The organism is Methylobacterium sp. SyP6R (assembly GCF_019216885.1).
Taxonomy (GTDB): domain Bacteria; phylum Pseudomonadota; class Alphaproteobacteria; order Rhizobiales; family Beijerinckiaceae; genus Methylobacterium.
The window spans coordinates 5,395,378-5,412,768 of record NZ_JAAQRC020000001.1; the positions used below are offsets into that span (position 1 = coordinate 5,395,378).

Annotated in this window: 19 protein-coding genes; 10 read left to right on the top strand and 9 right to left on the bottom strand. The window is 70.8% G+C overall.

The window, feature by feature from the left end; translation table 11 throughout:
- The first annotated feature begins 347 nt into the window (after positions 1–347).
- The 3 genes from HBB12_RS24720 (at position 348) to HBB12_RS24730 (ending at position 2,084) form a co-directional block, all read left to right on the top strand.
- On the top strand, positions 348–1,235 hold the full coding sequence (locus HBB12_RS24720) for a branched-chain amino acid aminotransferase (RefSeq protein WP_236991800.1): 888 nt from the start codon (positions 348–350) through the stop codon (positions 1,233–1,235).
- A 204-nt stretch (positions 1,236–1,439) separates the two neighbouring features.
- Positions 1,440–1,703, top strand: a complete 264-nt coding sequence (locus HBB12_RS24725; RefSeq protein ID WP_236991802.1) for a DUF3072 domain-containing protein — start codon at positions 1,440–1,442, stop codon at positions 1,701–1,703.
- Positions 1,704–1,889: 186 nt separating this feature from the next.
- Positions 1,890–2,084, top strand: coding sequence for a Flp family type IVb pilin (locus tag HBB12_RS24730; RefSeq protein WP_236991803.1), 195 nt, complete (start codon positions 1,890–1,892; stop codon positions 2,082–2,084).
- 60 nt (positions 2,085–2,144) lie between these two features.
- Here the strand turns inward: HBB12_RS24730 and HBB12_RS24735 are convergent, their stop codons facing one another.
- Entirely contained in the window at positions 2,145–3,035 is an 891-nt protein-coding gene (locus HBB12_RS24735; RefSeq protein ID WP_236991804.1) for a LysR substrate-binding domain-containing protein, read from the bottom strand.
- 161 nt (positions 3,036–3,196) lie between these two features.
- On the opposite strand from HBB12_RS24735, the gene HBB12_RS24740 reads away from it, so the two are divergent.
- The gene (locus HBB12_RS24740; RefSeq protein WP_236991805.1) at positions 3,197–3,529 is read left to right on the top strand and encodes a DUF1127 domain-containing protein; all 333 of its coding nucleotides are present in this window, start codon (positions 3,197–3,199) and stop codon (positions 3,527–3,529) included.
- 92 nt (positions 3,530–3,621) lie between these two features.
- Here HBB12_RS24740 and HBB12_RS24745 read toward each other — a convergent pair whose 3' ends face one another.
- From HBB12_RS24745 to HBB12_RS24755, 3 genes are all read right to left on the bottom strand, one after another.
- The gene (locus HBB12_RS24745) at positions 3,622–4,866 is read right to left on the bottom strand and encodes a cytochrome P450 (RefSeq protein WP_236991806.1); all 1,245 of its coding nucleotides are present in this window, start codon (positions 4,864–4,866) and stop codon (positions 3,622–3,624) included.
- Positions 4,867–5,006: 140 nt separating this feature from the next.
- On the bottom strand, positions 5,007–6,383 hold the full coding sequence (locus HBB12_RS24750; RefSeq protein WP_236991807.1) for an MATE family efflux transporter: 1,377 nt from the start codon (positions 6,381–6,383) through the stop codon (positions 5,007–5,009).
- A complete protein-coding gene (locus HBB12_RS24755) occupies positions 6,376–8,235 on the bottom strand; it encodes a monovalent cation:proton antiporter-2 (CPA2) family protein (RefSeq protein WP_236991808.1) in 1,860 nt (619 codons plus the stop codon). The genes HBB12_RS24750 and HBB12_RS24755 overlap by 8 nt, the downstream gene beginning before the upstream one ends.
- Positions 8,236–8,465: 230 nt before the next feature.
- Here HBB12_RS24755 and ispH point away from each other — a divergent pair, with 230 nt between their 5' ends.
- The 4 genes from ispH to HBB12_RS24775 all read left to right on the top strand — a co-directional run bounded on the left by ispH (position 8,466) and on the right by HBB12_RS24775 (position 11,190).
- Entirely contained in the window at positions 8,466–9,467 is a 1,002-nt protein-coding gene (gene ispH / locus HBB12_RS24760) for a 4-hydroxy-3-methylbut-2-enyl diphosphate reductase (RefSeq protein WP_236991809.1), read from the top strand.
- 134 nt (positions 9,468–9,601) lie between these two features.
- Positions 9,602–10,576, top strand: coding sequence for a homoserine kinase (locus HBB12_RS24765; RefSeq protein ID WP_236991810.1), 975 nt, complete (start codon positions 9,602–9,604; stop codon positions 10,574–10,576).
- A 76-nt stretch (positions 10,577–10,652) separates the two neighbouring features.
- On the top strand, positions 10,653–11,003 hold the full coding sequence (locus tag HBB12_RS24770) for a type II toxin-antitoxin system ParD family antitoxin (protein ID WP_336886951.1): 351 nt from the start codon (positions 10,653–10,655) through the stop codon (positions 11,001–11,003).
- Positions 10,906–11,190, top strand: a complete 285-nt coding sequence (locus HBB12_RS24775; RefSeq protein ID WP_236991811.1) for a type II toxin-antitoxin system RelE/ParE family toxin — start codon at positions 10,906–10,908, stop codon at positions 11,188–11,190. The genes HBB12_RS24770 and HBB12_RS24775 overlap by 98 nt, the downstream gene beginning before the upstream one ends.
- A gap of 79 nt (positions 11,191–11,269) precedes the next feature.
- On the opposite strand, the gene HBB12_RS24780 is transcribed toward HBB12_RS24775, so the two are convergent.
- From HBB12_RS24780 to HBB12_RS24800, 5 genes are all read right to left on the bottom strand, one after another.
- Positions 11,270–12,076, bottom strand: a complete 807-nt coding sequence (locus tag HBB12_RS24780; RefSeq protein ID WP_236991812.1) for an SHOCT domain-containing protein — start codon at positions 12,074–12,076, stop codon at positions 11,270–11,272.
- A gap of 79 nt (positions 12,077–12,155) precedes the next feature.
- Positions 12,156–13,313, bottom strand: a complete 1,158-nt coding sequence (locus HBB12_RS24785; protein WP_236991813.1) for a glycosyltransferase family 61 protein — start codon at positions 13,311–13,313, stop codon at positions 12,156–12,158.
- 32 nt (positions 13,314–13,345) lie between these two features.
- Complete coding sequence (locus HBB12_RS24790) at positions 13,346–14,839, bottom strand: sensor histidine kinase (RefSeq protein WP_442919315.1); 1,494 nt, start codon at positions 14,837–14,839, stop codon at positions 13,346–13,348.
- Entirely contained in the window at positions 14,836–15,513 is a 678-nt protein-coding gene (locus HBB12_RS24795; protein ID WP_236991814.1) for a response regulator transcription factor, read from the bottom strand. Before HBB12_RS24795 ends, HBB12_RS24790 begins: the two co-directional genes overlap by 4 nt.
- A 46-nt stretch (positions 15,514–15,559) precedes the next feature.
- Positions 15,560–15,937 carry a PepSY domain-containing protein gene (locus tag HBB12_RS24800; RefSeq protein WP_236991815.1) on the bottom strand — a complete coding sequence of 126 codons (378 nt, stop codon included), beginning with the start codon at positions 15,935–15,937 and terminating at the stop codon, positions 15,560–15,562.
- A gap of 298 nt (positions 15,938–16,235) precedes the next feature.
- On the opposite strand from HBB12_RS24800, the gene HBB12_RS24805 reads away from it, so the two are divergent.
- Both HBB12_RS24805 and HBB12_RS24810 read left to right on the top strand, forming a co-directional pair.
- Positions 16,236–16,649, top strand: a complete 414-nt coding sequence (locus tag HBB12_RS24805) for a hypothetical protein (protein ID WP_236991816.1) — start codon at positions 16,236–16,238, stop codon at positions 16,647–16,649.
- Between the two features lie 117 nt (positions 16,650–16,766).
- Positions 16,767–17,384, top strand: coding sequence for an HAD family hydrolase (locus HBB12_RS24810; protein WP_236991817.1), 618 nt, complete (start codon positions 16,767–16,769; stop codon positions 17,382–17,384).
- Positions 17,385–17,391: the final 7 nt, after the last annotated feature.

Consider the following 17,391-nt stretch of genomic DNA (forward strand, 5'->3'; position numbering starts at 1 on the left):
CCGGGCGGACTCTTGCCGGGCGGACTCTTGCAGACCGGACTCTTGCGCCGCCTGCGCGGGGGAGTAGCCTGCATCCGGCAGGTCCTCGTCGGCGACGTCCGGGATGGGGGCCGGACGGGTCCGGGCGGCCTGGGTCACGGGTCGCACCTCTTTTGCGGGACAAGTCGACGGGATTTGCGGCCTTCGCGGGCCCTCGTCATTTATGTCAGTCTTGTTGACATATCTCAGCCCCATTGATACCCGTCAACCCCGCCGGCGAAACGAACGTACGCCCCGCGCCCCGCTCAAGCACGAACGTTGCGCGAGAACGAGCCTGGCGGAAACGAACGCATACGAGGATCATCGTCATGTCCGTCATTCCCTTCGACCAGCGTGAAGGCCACATCTGGTTCGACGGCCGCATGGTGCCGTGGGCGGACGCGAAGATTCACGTACTCAGCCACGGCCTGCACTACGGCTCCAGCGTGTTCGAGGGCGAGCGCGCCTATGGCGGCCAGATCTTCAAGTGCACCGAGCATTCGCAGCGCCTGCGCCGCTCGGCCGAGCTCCTCGACTTCGAGGTCCCGTACTCGGTGGCCGAGATCGATGCCGCCAAGAAGCTGGTGCTGAAGGAGAGCGGCCTTAAGGACGCCTATCTCCGCCCGGTCGCCTGGCGCGGCTCGGAGATGATGGGCGTCTCGGCGCAACACAACACCATCCACCTTGCCATCGCGGCGTGGGAGTGGCCGAGCTACTTCGACCCGGCGACCAAGATGAAGGGCATCCGAATGGACCTGGCGGAGTACCGCCGGCCCGATCCGCGCACCGCCCCCTCCGCCTCGAAGGCGGCGGGTCTGTACATGATCTGCACGATCTCCAAGCACCGGGCCGAGAACAAGGGCTATGCCGATGCCCTGATGCTCGACTGGGAGGACAACGTCGCCGAGTGCACCGGCGCCAACGTGTTCTTCATCCAGGACGGGGTGATCCACACGCCCCAGGCCGACCGCTTCCTCAACGGCATCACCCGCCAGACCGTGATCGACCTGGCGAAGCGCCGCGGCTACGAGGTGGTCGAGCGGCGCATCCGCCCCGAGGAGATGGCGGGCTTCTCCGAGTGCTTCATCACCGGCTCGGCCGCCGAGGTCACCCCGGTCTCGGAGATCGCCCAGTACCGCTTCACCCCGGCGGCGATGACCCAGACCCTGATGGACGACTACACCGCCGAGGTGCAGCCGCGGGCCAAGGCGGCCTGAACGAAGGCGGCCTGAACGAAGGCGGCCTGAACCTCGCGACGATCGCCTGAACCGAAGGCCCCGGGCGGGAGACCGCCCGGGGCCTTCGCGCGTCCGGATCTGCGATTTCCCGGGGACAAGCCGCCGCTGCGACGGTCGACCCGGGAACGCGGGCCGGGGCTTCCCCGTTATCTGGGCGGAACATTCAGAGAACATGAGGCTCTCATGACCGCCAAGACCGCCGCCGCCAAGACCGCCGACCACCACGAGACCGAGAACCCGAAGCAGGACCCGAAGGATACCTCGAACCGCATCAAGGACCCGAAGGACTGGACCACCGGCTCCGAGCCGATGACCGGGGCCCAGGCCTCCTACCTCAAGACCCTGGCCGAGCAGGCCAAGGACGACGATGCGTACGACCCCGATCTCGACAAGGCCGAGGCCTCGCAGCGCATCGACGCCCTGCGCAAGGAGACCGGCAAGGCCTGACGGCGAGGTTCGCCGCGCGGACGACGCAAGCGGGGGCCGGGACAGGGGGGCGCTCCCCCCTCCCGGAACGACGAACGGGGTCTCGCCCGGCAGAGGGACACCGCAGCGGCGGATTAGCCCATCGGGTTAACCCCCGGTGAGGGGATCTGCCGTAATGTCCCGGGCGACGGACCGGGAGAAGGCGACGTGCGTGGCAGATCACGGGGGACGGCGGCGCCGCGGTGCTTCCGACGTGACCAATCCGGCGCGACGGCGATCGAGTACGCCCTGATCGCGGGCCTGATCTTCCTCGCTCTGACGACCGCACTCGCGGTCTACGGCGATTCGGCCGGCGGCCTGTTCGGGAACCTCAGCAACCGGTTCGTCGCGGCCCTGCGCTGAGGCCGCTTTTCCGTCGTCATACGCTTTCCGATTGATCGCTTCGCGATGCGGAAAGCGGCTTCACTCCGCCGCCATCCCGAGATTGTCCAGGCATTGCCGGATCTGACCGGCCAGGATGTCCGCCAGCGGATTGGGCTCCTCCGCGCGGTGGCGCATCAGTCCGATACGGCAGGCCGGCAGGGCCGCGAAGCCGTCCTGCGGCCCGAGCACCCGCATGCCGGGGCGCAAGGCGCTTTCGGGCAGCACTGAGACCGCGAGCCCCGCCAGCACCGCGGCCCCGACCGCGGTGGAGTTCCAGCTGACGAACAGGATCCGGCTCTGGCGCCCGCCGCGCTCCAGCGCCTCGATGGCCGCCCGGCGCCAGTTGCAGGCCGGCCGCCCGAGGGCGAGGGGCACCGGCTGCGCGGTATGGACGGCGTGGCGGCTCGACGTGACCCAGAGCAGGGCCTCGGTGCGGATCGTCTCGACGGTGCGTCGTCCCTTCTCCTTCGCAGACCCCTTGGCCTCCGTCACGATGGCGAGGTCGATGTCGCCGTCGGCGATCCGCTCGGCCAGCATGTCGGTGGGTTCGCAGATCACCGTGACCTCGGCCCGGGGATGGGTCCGGGCGAAGCGCCCGAGGATCTCCGGCAGGTAGCGGTCGACGTAATCGTCCGGCAGGCCGAGGCGCACCCGCCCGGCGAGGTCGCCCTCGTCGAAGGTCGCCAGGCACTCGGTCTGCAGCCGCACGATGCGCCGCGCATAATCGAGCAAGCGCTCGCCGTCGTCGGTCAGCCGCACGCCGCGGCCGGCCTTGGCGAAGATCTCGCGCCCGATCCGCTCCTCCAGCCGCTTCATCTGCATCGAGACGGCGGACTGGGTCTTGTGCACGAGGTCCGCCGCCCGGGTGAACGAGCCGCTCTCGGCGATCGCCACCAGGGTCCGGAGCTGGTCGATGTCGAGGGGATGCACCGGGCCGCTCCGTCGTCGATTCTCGCATCAATCCTTGTGATGTGACATATCTCAATCATTCGCTCAACGCATCGGCGAAGCGCGGCTATGACGGGTGCAGCGGAAAGAGCGATGGCCGGCGCATGACGAGGTTCGCCGCATGCTCTTCGCGGGAGACCACGATGACGATCAGCTACGCCCCCCTGTACGGTGCCCTCACGATGGCTTTCGGCTTCGGCCGCAAGGCCGTGCAGATCGCGGCCCGGATCGTCACCCTGTGGATCAACCGCCGCGCCGCCTACCGCCTCGCCGAACTCGACGACCGGGCGCTGAAAGACATCGGCCTCACCCGCAGCGACGTGCTCGGCGCCCTCGACCTGCCCTTCGCGCAAGACCCGACCCTGCCCCTGGTGCATCGACGTCGCGCGCGGCGCCAGCCCCCGCCGCCGGCCATGACCGTGCGGCTGGCCGCCCGGGACGGGCGGGCGGTGGAGGGGAAGGCGCGGGAGGCCTGACGGGCTCGCGCTGTCCCCGGTCGACCCGCTGAGCGGACGACGGATCCTCTCTCCCGCCCGGGAGAGAGGATTTTTTATGTTTTTCCAGGATCTTACGTGTTCTGTGCCATGGACCACGACACCGGCAGCGCGTCCACCCGGCGGATCGCGGACGAACCGCGCACGGTCAGCGGTCGATCGAGGCGCAGGCCGGGCAGCCGGCGAGTGAGCGCCCGCAGGCCCTCCTCCAGCTCGATGCGGGCCAGCGCCTCGCCGAGGCAGCGATGCGCGCCGCCGCCGAAGACCGGGTGCCAGCGCGGGTGGTCGCTCCGGCGAATGTCGAAGACGTCCGGATCGGCGTAGAGGGCCGGATCGCGCATCGCCGACAGCGTCGAGACCGACAACAGCGCGCCCGCCGGCAGCACGGCGCCCTCCAGCGGGATGTCGGCCAGCGCGAAGCGCGGGAACGACCCGACCGCCGGCTCGAAGCGCAACGCCTCGGCCACGGCGCCCGGGATCAGCGCCTCGTCGCGGCAGACCGCCTCCCATTGGTCCCGGTGCGCGAGCAGCAGGCCGGTCTGGATCGCCAGCGCCGCCCGCGTGGTGTCGCTGCCGGCGAGGATCAGGGAGACGATCTGCATGCGCGTCTCCGCAGCCGATTCCGGATCGTCCTCGGCGATGGACGGCAGCAGGGCGGAGATCAGGTCGTCCCGCGGGCTGCTGCGGCGCTCCGCCACCAGGTCCTCGACGTAAGCGATGAGCCGGCGCGCCGCCTCGTCGCTCTCGGGGAAATCCTCAGGTCTCCAGACCGAGGTCAGGGCGCGGGACACCGCGTAGACCCAAGCGGTGAAGTCCGGCACGTCGCGCTCGGGGAGGCCCAGGATCAGCGCGATCGCCCGGGCGGGGAGGGGGGCGGCGTAGTCGTCGAGCAGGTCCATCCGGCCGCGGGCCGCATGCTCGGCCACTAGGCCTTCTGCGAGGGCCCGGATGCGCGGGCGCAGGGCCGCCACGACCTGAAACGCGAAGGTGCGGGCGATCGGCGCGCGGCGACGCTGGTGGACCTCGCCGTTGGAGAGGAGCACCGTCTGCCGGAAGAACTCGAACAGCGGCCCCGATGTGATGCCGCGCAGCCGCGCGAATTCGGTCTCCACCTGCCGCGTGCGCGGATCGGTGACGAGGCCATGGACGTCACGGGCGCGCAGCACCATGACCGCGCCGTCGTCGGTGCGGATGCAGGGGACGGCGGCGCGGTATTGCGCGAGGACGGCGTGCGGATCGGCCTCCAGGACGGCACGGGGGACGAGGACGAGGTCCGTTGGCGAGCCGTCCGGGGCGGCCGCGTGCGTGTTTGTGGCCATCGTCGCCTTCCTGAAATTGCCCTGGCCGATACCATGAACCGGAACAAGCCGGATTTCAGCGGGGCACGGTGATGGGACGGCCCCTGCTTGGTGACATCGCGAGGGGTGGGACATCACGGGGGCAGCCGTTCCCCCATCGCCTAACGGCTCGCGACCTCCCGCCGCTCCAGCACCCCCACCGTCCGGAACGCCAGGGCCAGCCCCACCACACCGAACAGGGCCGACCCGATCCCCATCCCGGCCATCGCTCCCTCCGGCCCGGCGAGATGCGCGCCGAGCCAGGCGGTCGGCATCGTGCCCAAAGTCGCCCGGCCCCAGTTGAGGGCGCTCGCGGCGAGCGGGAAGCCGAGATTGTTGAACGAGGCGTTGCCGAGGAAGAGCAGTCCGTTGAAGAACCAGATCGCCCCGCCGGCGAGGCAGAAGAAGGCCAGCAGGTCGGCGCCCGCTCCGTCGAGCCCGAACAGGGCGGTGAGCGGCCCGCGGGCGAAGACGAGCGCGAGCCAGACCGCCGCGACGTAGAGGCCGGTGACCAGGGCGGCGTCGCGCAATGTCGCGCGCATCCGGTCGAAGCGGCCGGCGCCCCAGTTCTGGCCGAGGATCGGGCCGACGGCGCCCGAGAGCGCGAACAGGCCGCCGAAGGCCACCGGCACCACCCGGTCGACCACCGCGTTGCCGGCGACCGTCGCGGTGCCGAACCCCGCCATGACGTGGGCGAGGAAGGCGCTCGCCACCGGTGGCGCCAGGTTGGTGAGCACGGTGGGCAACGCGACGCGCAGGATCGGCCCGGCATCGGCCATCACTGCCGCGAGGGTCGGTTTCGCCACCATCCGGTGGACGCGCACCGCGCCCGCATAGCCCACCCAGGCAAAGGCGAGGCGGGCGATGACGATGGTGGTCGCCGCCCCCTCGATCCCGAGATGCAGGCCGAAGATCAGCAGCGGGTCGAGCATCACCGTGACCGCGGCGCCGGCGAGCGTGACGTTCATGCCGCGCCTTGCGTCGCCGACCGCCCGCAGCACGCCGGAGAACCCCATGCCCACGGCCATCAGCAGGGTCGAGGGCAGGGCGATCCACAGGAAGGTCCGGGCCGCCGGCACGGTCTCGGGGCCAGCGCCGATCAGCGTCAGGAACGGCGTGAGCAGCGGCAGCATCAGCGCCGTGACGAGGCCCGAGGCGACGACCGCCAGCACCAGGGACGAGGCGGCGAGGCGGCGCGCCCGCGCGACGTCGCCGCTGCCGAGCGCCCGCGAGACCAGGGCGCCGACGGCGATCATCATCCCGATATTGATCGATACCGCGAAGATCTGGACGATGGTGGCAAAGCCCACCGCCGCCGTCAGGACCGGATCGCCGAGCCGCGCGATGTAGAGCAGCGACAACAGATCGACGACGAAGATCGCCATCAGGCCGACCGAGCCGGTCGCCCCCATCACCACGACGTGGCGGAAGGTCGAGCCGGTGACGAAGCGGGCGGGCGGGGGAGCGGGGCCGGTCTCCGGCGGGCGCACCTCACCCATCGGCGCCGGCCCGCTCGCGGGCGATGATGTCCTCGGTCTCGGGGTTGAGGCCGTGCGAGGCGTGGAGCGGCGCGGTCAGGGGCTCGGGCTTGATCCGCACCAGGCTGCGCAGGGGGTCGGTCCGGTCGAGGGGATCGCCGGCCTGCTGCAGCACCAGCCGGGCGAGGTCGCGCTTGCGCACGTCGTCGACCGTGCGGGCCGCCTCCTCGGGGGGGAGGCCCAGCGCCTCCAGGGTGGCCCGCCCGAAGGCGAGGGCCGATTCGAAGGTCTCGCGGATCTGGTAATCGACGTCGCGGCCCATCGCCTCGATCGCCTGCACCCGGTCGAACACCCGGACATAGGTGCGGGCGGCCGGGAACTCGGCATGGACGAGATCGACGATCTTGAGGGTCGCTTCCGGATCGTCGATGCAGATGCAGACCACCTCGGCCTTGCCGGCACCCGAGGAGCGCAGCACGTCGAGGCGGGTGCCGTCGCCGTAATAGACCCGGAAGCCGAAGCGGGCGGCGCTGCGGATCTGCTCCACGTCCTTGTCGATCACCGTGACACTGAGGCCTTGCGCCAGCAGCACCTGGTTGAGGATGTGGCCGAAGCGGCCGAAGCCGATCACCAGGACGCGGGCCTCCGCGCCCTCGATCGCCTCGGGCTCGGGTTCGAGCGGGGCGGTGGTGCGCCGCGCCAGCACCCCGTCGAGGACCTTGGCGCCGATCGGGCCGATCAGCATGGTGATGGCGGCGAGCGCGATGGCGAGGCGCCCGGACTGCCCGTCGACGAGGCCGAGTTCCTGGCCCACCGGCAGCAGCACGAAGGCGAACTCGCCCGCCGGCGCCAGCACGGCGGCGCCGCGCAGGCCGTCGAGCCAGGACGAGCCGAACAGCCGAAAGAGGCCTGCCACCAGCGCGACCTTGATGAGGATCGCCCCGACGGTGGCGACGGTGAGGCCGAGCCAGTTCTGGCCGACGAGGCCGAGGTCGATCGACATGCCGACGCTCATGAAGAACAGGCCGAGCAGCATGCCGCGGAACGGCTCGATATCGGCTTCCAGCTGGTGGCGGAAATTCGATTCGGCCAGCAGCAGCCCGGCGAGGAACGCCCCCATCGCCATCGACAGCCCGACCTCCTCCATGACGAGGGCGGTGCCGAGCACGACGAGGAGGGCGGCCGCCGTCATCACCTCGCGGGCGCCGCTGGCGGCGAGCAGCCGGAAGAACGGGTTGAGGCCGTAGCGCCCGACCAGCACCACGCCGATCACCGCCGCGACCGCCGTGCCGGCCGATTGCAAAGCCGTGCCGAGCCAGGCCTCGCCGCCCTCGCCCGTCCCGGTCTGGGCGACGAGCGGCAGCAGCGCCAGGATGCCGACGATCGACAGGTCCTGGAACAGCAGCACCGCGAAGGCGCGCTGGCCGTAAGGGGCCGCGAGGTCGCGGCGCTCCTCCAGGAGCTGGAGCGCGACCGCGGTCGCCGAGAGGGCGAGCGCGATGCCGATCACCGTCGCGGCGCCGCCCGACAGGCCGGACAGGAAGCCGAGGCCGCCGAGCGCCAGGGCGCAGAGCCCGAGCTGGAGCGTGCCGAGGCCCAGGATGTCGCGTCGCAGCGAGATCAGGCGCGAGATCTCGAGCTCCAGCCCGACGATGAACAGGAGCAGCACCACCCCGAGTTCCGAGACGCTGCGGGCGGTCTCCGGCTCGGTGATGAGCGAGAGGCCCGACGGGCCGATGACGACGCCGGCCACGAGGTAGCCGAGCACCGCGCTCTGCCCGAGCAGGCGGAAGATCGGCACGCCGATCACCGCGGCGGACAGGAAGGTCAGGACCGGCGGCAGGAAGCTGGCGTGGTCGGCGGCGGTCGCCATCGCGCGGGATTCTCCCGGGTTCGAGGTCGGCTCAAGCCTCCCCTTACCCCGAACCGGGCCGCCGGGCTAACCCGGTCTTCACCCCGTTTCGCGTATCCCGTGTGCGTGTCCCGTGCCGACCGTCGCGCGCGTGCCGCAGGGGACCCGTCACGCGCGCGACCTATTGATCGCCACGATTGCGTGGCACAAGAGGTTGACAGGGACCGTCCCGCCTCGCCACATCCCGGATCATGAGCGCCTCCGTGAACCAGACCGACGCCGGTGCCGCCGCGCCCGCGAAGCCGCCCCTCGAGATCCTCCTCTGCGCGCCGCGCGGGTTCTGCGCCGGCGTGGTGCGGGCCATCGACGTCGTCGAGCGCGCCCTGGCCCTCTACGGCCCGCCCGTCTACGTGCGGCACGAGATCGTGCACAACAAGTACGTGGTCGAGAGCCTGAAGCGCAAAGGCGCGGTCTTCGTCGCCGAGCTCGACGAGGTGCCGGACGGCAAGGCCCCGGTGATCTTCTCCGCCCACGGCGTGGCCAAGACCGTGCCGCAGAACGCGAATTCCCGCGGGCTGACCACCATCGACGCGACCTGCCCGCTGGTGACCAAGGTCCACCGCGAGGCCGAGATCCACCACAAGCGCGGCCGCCACGTGCTGCTGGTCGGCCATTCCGGCCACCCGGAGGTCGTCGGCACCATGGGCCAGCTGCCCAAGGGCTCGATCACCCTGGTGGAGGATATCGAGCAGATCGAGGCGCTGGAGCCCGAGAGCCGCGACAACCTCGCCTGGGTGACCCAGACGACGCTGTCCGTCGACGACACCCACCACATCGTCGAGGCGCTCAAGCAGAAGTTCCCCAAGATCGTCGGCCCGCACAAGGACGATATCTGCTACGCCACAACCAACCGCCAGGAGGCGGTGAAGCAGGTCGCCCCCCTCGTCGACGCGCTGATCGTCGTCGGCTCCTCGAACTCCTCGAACTCGCAGCGCCTGCGCGAGGTCGCCGAGCGGGTCGGCTGCCCGATCACCCGGCTCGTCAACCGCGCCGAGGATCTGGACTGGGACGCCTTCTCCAACATCCGCCGGCTCGGCCTCACCGCCGGCGCCTCGGCCCCCGAGGTGCTGGTGGAAGAGATCATCGACGCTTTCGCGACCCGCTACGAGGTCACGGTCGACACCGTCTCGACCACGACCGAGGACATGGTCTTCCCGCTGCCGCGCGAGCTGCGCAGCGAGGCGGCTGAGTAACATCACACGACCGGTTACAAGGTTCGCGCCTCCCCTCCCCACAAGGGGAAGGGAGGCGCGAACCTTTTGCGGTTCCGGCAGCGACGCGCGACGCTGCGTCTCCATCCCATCTCTTCGAGCAAAGCAGAACGGCCGTGGCGGTCTACACCGAGGTTCCGGACGAGGCGCTGGCCGCCTTTCTCGCCGCCTACGAGATCGGCGATCTCCTGTCCTACAAGGGCATCGCCGAGGGGGTGGAGAACACCAACTTCATCCTGCACACCACCACCGGCGCCTATATCCTGACGCTGTACGAGAAGCGGGTGAAGGAGGGCGACCTGCCGTTCTTCCTCGGGCTGATGCAGCACCTGGCGGCGAACGGCCTGGCCTGCCCACAGCCGATCCGCACCCGCGACGGTGCCACCCTGGGGCGGCTCTGCGGCCGGCCGGCCGTGATCGTGTCGTTCCTCGAGGGCGTCTCGGTACGCCGGCCGGGGGTCAAGCATTGCCGGGCGCTGGGCGCGGCGCTCGCCGGCCTGCACGCCGCCGGGGCCGATTTCCCGATGCAGCGGCCGAACGCCCTCTCGGTCGCGGGCTGGCGCCCGCTCTTCGAGGCGGCCGAGCCGCAAGCCGACCGCGTCGCCCCGGGACTTGCCGCCCGCACCCGCGCGGACCTGGCGCTCCTCGAAGAATCCTGGCCGCAGGGTTTGCCCGGCGGCGTCATCCACGCCGATCTCTTCACCGACAACGTGTTCTTCCTCGGCGACGAGGTGTCGGGCCTGATCGACTTCTACTTCGCGTGCACCGATTCTTTCGCGTACGATCTGGCGATCTGCCTCAATGCCTGGTGCTTCGAGGCGGATTACGCGTTCAACCGCACCAAGGGCCAGGCGATGATCGCCGCCTACCAGGCCGTGCGCCCCCTCGACCCGCGCGAGGTCGCGGCGCTCCCGCTGCTCGCCCGCGGCGCGGCGCTCCGCTTCATGCTGACCCGCCTCGTCGACTGGCTCAACGTGCCCCCCGGCGCCCTGGTGAAGCCGAAGGACCCGCTCGAATACGACCGCAGGCTCGCCTTCCACCGCAAGGTCGCGGCGGCGGAGGAGTATGGGTGGAGCGCGGTGGCCGGGTGACGAGCGGCCCTTCCCCGGTTGAGAATGGTATGAAAGAATCATACCCATTCCGCCCACCGTCCGGGGAGCTGCGATCATGTCTGCCACGACCAAGCGGACCTTCAGCCTGCCCGACGAGCAATCGCACTATATCGACAGCCTGGTCGCCTCCGGCACCTATGCGACCGGCAGCGAGGTGGTGCGAGCCGGTCTGAGGGCTCTGCAGGAGCGCGACGCGGCGGTCGAAACCTGGCTGCGCGACGAGGTCGTGAAGACCTACGACGAGATGGCGAGCGACCCGGGACGCGGACGATCCGTGGACGATGTGCGCGCCGGCCTCCGCGCCCGTCATGCTGCCCGGCTGCGGGCGCCAATCGGTGAGCCCGACGGTCGTCCTCTCACCGGAGGCCGAAACCGATCTGCAGGGCATCGACGACCATGTTGCTGAGAGGGCCGGGACGACGCGCGCCCTCGGCTATGTCGAGCGGATCCTGGCCCATTGCGAAGGGTTCGCGACCTTTCCGGAGCGCGGGCGAAGACGTGACGACCTTCGCCCGGGTTTACGGGTGACGGGATTCGAGCGCAGGGTCACGATCGCGTTTCATTGCACGGTCGACCAAGTGGTGATCGACTGAATCCTCTGCGCGGGCCGGAACGTCGAGGCTGCTTTCGACGCGGACGATGCGCCGTAGGGCACGCCCGGCCCGACATTCCTCACAACCGCGCCAGCAGCTCCGTCTTCTTCGCGGCGAACTCGGCCTCGGTCAGCACGCCCTTGCGGTGCAGCTCCGATAAGCGCTCGATCATTCCGAAGACGTCACCGGTCGGGGCGGTCGGGGCATCGGCCGGCTTCGAGGGGGCCGGCGGCGAATAAGCCTCCGGCTCGGGCGCAGCATAGGACGCGGCCTGGGGCGCGGGGCCCGCCTCCTGCCTGCCCTCGTTTTGCGCAGGCTCCCCCACCACCGGCAGTTCCTCCAGCCGCACCGGGCCGTGCTGGCTGGTGAAGCTCAAGGAGTACGAAGAGCCCTGCTGCTGCGAGACGCCGCCGATCTGGTGGTCGCCGGTGTCGTAGAGCGTCACCCGGCCGCCGGTCTCGATCGCCAGGCGGCGGGATTCGGGGAAGAAGGCGTAACGCGTGTCGTTCTGCGAGCCGGAGGTCGCCGGCTGGCCGAGACCGTCCGGCCACCAGGAGCCGCCCCAGGATCCACCCCCCGACTGATTCCAGGATCCGCCCGAGCCGGAACCCTGGCTCTGGCTCGATCCCCAGCCCGATCCCTGGTTCTCCCCGGTGGCGAGCGGCGCCAGCTCGTCGCAGAGCGCGACGACCCTGGCCTTGAGACCGGAATTGAACATGTCGCCGATCATCGTCATCCCGCCGGCGGACCACTGACCCATGCCGCCGAGATCGGGATGGTTGAACTGCGCCATCCGGCCGTGGCCGCGGGCGAGCGCGTCGAGGAGGTGGCGGACGGCATCAGGGCCGACGCCGTGGCGGGCGGCGATCGCGTCGAGGTCGGGCATCGGTCAGGTCGCTCCGGAGCAGAAGCCGGACTTAGCGCAGTCCCTGCCCGAGGGGAACGCCCCCGGGAAGCACCAGGCGTCAGCCGGTCCCCGGCCACATCCCGCGCAGGCGTCCCAGCAGCCCGCCGGGCCGGCGGGGCAGGGGCGGGATCGTCGGCGAGAGGTGCCAGGAGCCCGGATCGGCGCGCAGGTCGCTCTCCCGCAGGGAGTCGATCCGGGCGATCTTGTCGAGGAGTTCCGCCGCCACGGTCTCGGGCTCCCGCAGCACGAAGTTGACGGTGAAGCCGTCGCCGGCGTGGCTGCTGGTTCCGACCGGGTAGTAGTAATGCGCCTGCGTGCCGGTGATGAGGTCGATCAGCCGGTAGGTCCCGCTCAGCTTGAGCCGGTCGGCGAGCGCGATCACCCGCCGGCCCGGCGGCGCGAAGAGCAGGGTGTGGAAGGCCGAGCCGTTGGCCCCGAGGATCACCCGGTGGCGGGCGAAGAGGCGCACCTGCTCGGGAAAGCTCAGGAGCTCCGGGTGGACGATCCGCACCCCCTCGCGCTCCAAGACGTGCGTCACCGCCTCCTCGTTGGAAAAGCGCCGCACGCCGCCGGTCAGGCGGGTCTTCGAGAGGTAGACCGGCTGCGGGTCGGCATCGACCTCCTCGGGCGCGTAGTAGCCGCGCCCGATCTCCCGACACAGATCGGCCATGACCGGGAAGGCGTAATCGTCCTGCTGCAGGGCGGCCTGCGGCGCCAGGAGGGTCGGGATCCGGACCGGCCGGCCGAAACTGGCGAGATCCATCACGGTGAGGCCCAAGCGGCCGAGGATCTCCGGGATGAACGGGGTGCCGCTCCAGTCGGCGTCGAGTCCCGGCCCGTGGCAGAGCAGGGTCGGGCGCAGGCCCCTCCCGTCGAGGTCGAGGAGCGGCCAGAACCGCGCCAGGGTGTTGATGACGAAGTGGCCGTAATGCGGGTGGATCGCCCCGACATAGAGATAGGTGCCCTCCGGCGCCTCGTCGGTCACCGGGCCCTGATGCGCGGGCCACTCGGTCGTCTGCCAGGTCGGGGTGCGGTCGCCGCTGTGGTGGTCGAGGGATTCGGGCACCATCCGGCGCGCGGCATCGAAGATCACCGGCACCTTGTCGAGGTCGGGCACCCGCATGAGGTAGTGGGCATCCTCGACCAGGCGCAGGGCCGGCCGGCCCTGCCGCACGTCGGCACGGCCGTAGAACGCTTCGCTCCGCTGCAGGATCATGCCGAACTTGAGTTCCCGTCGCCCGCGAAGCCTCAGGGCTGCGCCGCCGGGCTCGCATCCCCCGGCACTTCGATCACTGCCCTTAAGCCGCCGAGGGCGGCCGCGTCGAGACGCAGGCGCCCGCGATACAGGGCGGCGAGGTCGGAGACGATGGAGAGGCCGAGGCCCGAACCGGGCTTGGTCTCGTCGAGCCGCCGGCCGCGCTCCAGCACCGCGGCCCTTGCCTCCGGCGGCAGGCCGGGCCCGTCATCCTCCACCGTGACGATCAGGTGCGGGTACTCGCCCTGGCCGATCACCTCGGCGCGGATCGAGACCCGGGCATGGGCCCATTTGGCGGCGTTGTCGACGAGGTTGCCGATCATCTCCTCGAAATCCTGGCGCTCGCCGCGGAAGCGCAAGCCCGGGGTGACGCTGGTGTCGAAGGTCAGGTCCTTGTCGTAGAAGATCTTGCCGAAGGTGCGCACCAGAGCCGCCACCACCGGCTCGACGTCGGTGAAGGTGCCGAGCGCGCCGGCCAAAGCCGCGGCCCGGGCCCGGTCGAGGTGGTAGTTCACCTGGTCGCGCATCACCGCGGCCTGCTCGCGCACCTTCACGGCGAGTTCGCTGTTGGCGTCCCCCGCCGAGGCTTCGTTGACGATGATGCTCAACGGGGTCTTCAGCGCATGCGCCAGGTTGCCGACCTGGGTGCGGGCCCGCTCCAGGATCTCGCGGTTGGTCTCCAGCAGCAGGTTCACCTCGCCGGCCAGCGGCGCGATGTCCCGCGGATACTCGCCCGAGATGCGGTCGGCCTCGCCGCGGCGGATCGCGCCGAGGGCCGCCCGCAGCTTGATCAGGGGCGCGAGGCCGAAGCGGATCTGCAGCAGGGTGGTGAGGCCGAGCGAGAGGCCGAGCAGCGAGAAGGTGGTGGTGAGCGCCAGCGTGAAGCGCCGCATGTCGGCGGCGATCTCGTCCGACGGGCCGGCGACCCGCACGATGTAGCGGCCCTCCTCGCCGAGATCGACGGTGCGCTCGATGATGCGCAACGGCCGGTCGTCCTGCGCCTTGCCGTAGCCCTTGCGCAATTGCCCGGCCCCGGCCTCGCCGACGGCGTTGTCGGGGGGCTGGAGCGGCACGCCGACGAGGGAACGCGAGGTGCGCAGGTCCCGCGGCCGGGCATTGGGCCGGCCGACCTGCCAGTACCAGCCCGACAGGGGCAGGTCGAAGCGCGGATCGCCGAGCGCCCCGAAGCTGCGCGCCTCGGAATCGGACGGGGAGACGAGGTTGGTGGCGAGATCGTTGGCGTAGACGAGGAGCCGGCTGTCGAAGGCCCGCTCGGTGGTCTCGCGGTAGAGAGTCGAGAGGATCAGCCCGGCGATCAGCAGGATCAGCGCGCTCGAGATCAGCGACGAGACCGCCAGGCGCACCGCGATCGAGCGCTTGCGCCACGGCCGCCAGCCGAACCAGCGGCGCGGCGTGGCGGGGGCGACGCCGCCGGCGAGCCCCGTTTCCGGCTTTGCCTCGGCCGCGGCCCGGCCGGGGCCGGTCACGGCTGCTTTCCGCCGGCGCCCGCGTCGATCAGGTAGCCGAGGCCGCGCACGGTCTGGATCAGGTCGACCGCGAGCTTCTTGCGCAGGCGCCCGACGAAGACCTCGATGGTGTTCGAGTCGCGGTCGAAATCCTGGTCGTAGAGGTGCTCGGTCAGTTCGGCCCGGGAGACGACCCGGCCGGTATGGTGCATCAGGTAGGAGAGCAGCCGGTACTCGTGCGAGGTGAGCTTGACCGGGCTGCCGTCGACGAAGACGCGGCCCGACCGCGTGTCGAGCACCACGGGGCCGACGCTGATCTGGCTCGTGGCGTGGCCGGCGGTGCGGCGCAGGAGCGCGCGGACCCGCGCCAGCAGCTCCTCCATGTGGAAGGGCTTCGTCACGTAGTCGTCGGCGCCGGCATCGAAGCCGTTGACCTTGTCGCTCCAGCGGTCGCGGGCGGTGAGGATGATGACCGGGGTCTTCACCTGCGCCCGGCGCCAGCCCGACAGGACCGAGACGCCGTCGGCCTTCGGCAGGCCCATGTCGAGGATGATGCAGTCGTAGGGCTCGGTCTCGCCGAGGAAAGCGCCCTCCTCGCCGTCGAACGCCTTGTCGACGGCGTAGCCCGCCTCCTCCAGGGCGCTCACGACCTGGCGGTTGAGATCCCGGTCATCCTCGACCACGAGCAGACGCACGACCCGAACCCCTTCGCTCACAGCAAATCCGCGGCAAACCCGCGTTTCACCACTGGCCGGCCACTTTCCCCGACCGGGCATCCACCATCACGTGCACGAACTGCCCGTCCTTGCGCAAGGCCGTCAGCATGTAGACCAGCACCTCGTCCCGGCGGCAGAGATTGGCCCGCACGATGTCGGCCCGCGGCACGGCGGCCCGCGCCGCCCGGATCGCCGCCACCGGCTCGACCACCCGCTTCTCCGCCACCGCCTCGCGCAGGTCGCCGGAGGAGAGGCAGGTCTGGGCGGTCTCGGCGGCCTTGACCGGCCGGGCCGGCACCGCCCCGGTGGGGGTCTCGTCCCGCTCCTCCGCGGCCGCGAGCCAGCCCGAGGCGCCGGCGAGGCCGACGACGGCGGGGAGCAGGAGAAGAACGAGCTGGCGCATGCCGGGGACCATCGTCGCCGGGCACTGAATGCACCCTGAATGCGAAAGTGCCTGGGTCGGGAGCGTCGGGGCGGTCACATCCTCGTGTGCCGCGAGGTCCGGCGGGGGCCGGCCGTGGCTTGAGGCTGTGTCGTGGGTCGGTGTCGTGGGTCGGTGTCGTGGGTCGGTGTCTTGGGTCTGTGTCTTGGCACTGTGGTTTTCCTGGCGCGGGTGAACCGATCCGGCGGCATGGCGGTTATGGTTAAGGCTGCGTTCACCGCGCCGGCCGACCCTGCCGGCCACCATCCAGGGAGAGGCCATGCGCTCCGCCGCTTTCCCGTTCCTCGCCGCCGCCTGGTGCTGCGCCGGAGCGGCTTTCGCCCAGGACGCTACCCCCGTGATGACGCCGGCGGCCGCCATCGCCGATCTGGGGAGCGCGCCCTTGCTGCTGCGCATCCGTCCGCGGGACGAGATGCCGGAGGACGGTCCGGGCGCCGACGCGGCCGAGGCCGCCCGGGAGGCGGAGGCCTCGCGCCAGGCGGCCGTCGCCCGTGCCGCGGCGGCCCGGGAGGCGTTCGAGGCGCGGATCACCGCCCGGGCCAACCGGGCGATCGCCTCGGTCTGCACCGGGTGTCTCGGGCCGGTGCCGCCCTCGGTGGCGCTGGCGCCACCGGATGCGGTGCCCGCGCCGCCGCGGCTGGTGCCGGCGTCGGTCGCCATGACGGAGCCCTGAGACGGAGCGGTGATCGACGGGGTTGACGAAAGGTCCGAGTCGGCTTCCGCTGTCATCGGCGGACGCGGCGGAGCTGTGTCCGTCCCGGTCGACTCGGAGCAGGGGGCATCGGCGAGCATGGCCGCTGACATCGAACTCGTGTTGTTCGACCTCGACAACGTCCTGTACCACTACGACCGCCGCCGGCGCGTCGACTATCTTTCAGGCATCACCGGCATCCCGGCCGACGCCATCTACGCCGCGATCTGGGACAGCGGCCTGGAGTTCCAGGGCGATAGCGGCGCTCTTTCGCCCCGGGCCTATCTCCAGGCCTTCGGCGAGCGGATCGGATATCCGGTCAGCCTGACGGACTGGCTGGAGGCGCGCCGCGCCGCGATGGCGCCCGACACGGAGGTCCTCGCGCTGGTCGAGCGGGTGAGGGCCGCGACGGCCGTCGCCATCCTGACGAACAACTCGGAATTGCTGACGGGACACATCGACGTGCTGTGCCCGGAACTGCGGCCCCTGTTCGGGAATCGGATCCACGCCTCGGCCTCGTTCCGCACGGCCAAGCCCGATGTCGCCTGCTACCAGCGCTGCCTCGCGGGCCTCGGGGTGAGGCCGTCGGCGGTGCTGTTCACCGACGATCTGCCCGAGAACGTCGCGGGCGCGCGGGAGGCGGGGCTCCACGCCCATCATTTCACGTCGGTCGACGCCTTGCGCCGGGACCTCGCGGCGCGGGGAATGGATGTGTAGGATTGCT

What these genes read in the sequence shown, in the direction of transcription:
- HBB12_RS24755 (WP_236991808.1), bottom strand. Translation starts at nt 8,235, where the DNA reads ATGGCGACCGCCGCCGACCACGCCAGCTTCCTGCCGCCGGTCCTGACC.
- HBB12_RS24740 (WP_236991805.1), top strand. Translation starts at nt 3,197, where the DNA reads ATGACGATCAGCTACGCCCCCCTGTACGGTGCCCTCACGATGGCTTTC.
- HBB12_RS24785 (WP_236991813.1), bottom strand. Translation starts at nt 13,313, where the DNA reads ATGATCCTGCAGCGGAGCGAAGCGTTCTACGGCCGTGCCGACGTGCGG.
- HBB12_RS24725 (WP_236991802.1), top strand. Translation starts at nt 1,440, where the DNA reads ATGACCGCCAAGACCGCCGCCGCCAAGACCGCCGACCACCACGAGACC.
- HBB12_RS24745 (WP_236991806.1), bottom strand. Translation starts at nt 4,866, where the DNA reads ATGGCCACAAACACGCACGCGGCCGCCCCGGACGGCTCGCCAACGGAC.
- HBB12_RS24770 (WP_336886951.1), top strand. Translation starts at nt 10,653, where the DNA reads ATGTCTGCCACGACCAAGCGGACCTTCAGCCTGCCCGACGAGCAATCG.
- HBB12_RS24720 (WP_236991800.1), top strand. Translation starts at nt 348, where the DNA reads ATGTCCGTCATTCCCTTCGACCAGCGTGAAGGCCACATCTGGTTCGAC.
- HBB12_RS24810 (WP_236991817.1), top strand. Translation starts at nt 16,767, where the DNA reads ATGGCCGCTGACATCGAACTCGTGTTGTTCGACCTCGACAACGTCCTG.
- HBB12_RS24780 (WP_236991812.1), bottom strand. Translation starts at nt 12,076, where the DNA reads ATGCCCGACCTCGACGCGATCGCCGCCCGCCACGGCGTCGGCCCTGAT.
- ispH (WP_236991809.1), top strand. Translation starts at nt 8,466, where the DNA reads ATGAGCGCCTCCGTGAACCAGACCGACGCCGGTGCCGCCGCGCCCGCG.
- HBB12_RS24775 (WP_236991811.1), top strand. Translation starts at nt 10,906, where the DNA reads ATGCTGCCCGGCTGCGGGCGCCAATCGGTGAGCCCGACGGTCGTCCTC.
- HBB12_RS24800 (WP_236991815.1), bottom strand. Translation starts at nt 15,937, where the DNA reads ATGCGCCAGCTCGTTCTTCTCCTGCTCCCCGCCGTCGTCGGCCTCGCC.
- HBB12_RS24750 (WP_236991807.1), bottom strand. Translation starts at nt 6,383, where the DNA reads ATGGGTGAGGTGCGCCCGCCGGAGACCGGCCCCGCTCCCCCGCCCGCC.
- HBB12_RS24805 (WP_236991816.1), top strand. Translation starts at nt 16,236, where the DNA reads ATGCGCTCCGCCGCTTTCCCGTTCCTCGCCGCCGCCTGGTGCTGCGCC.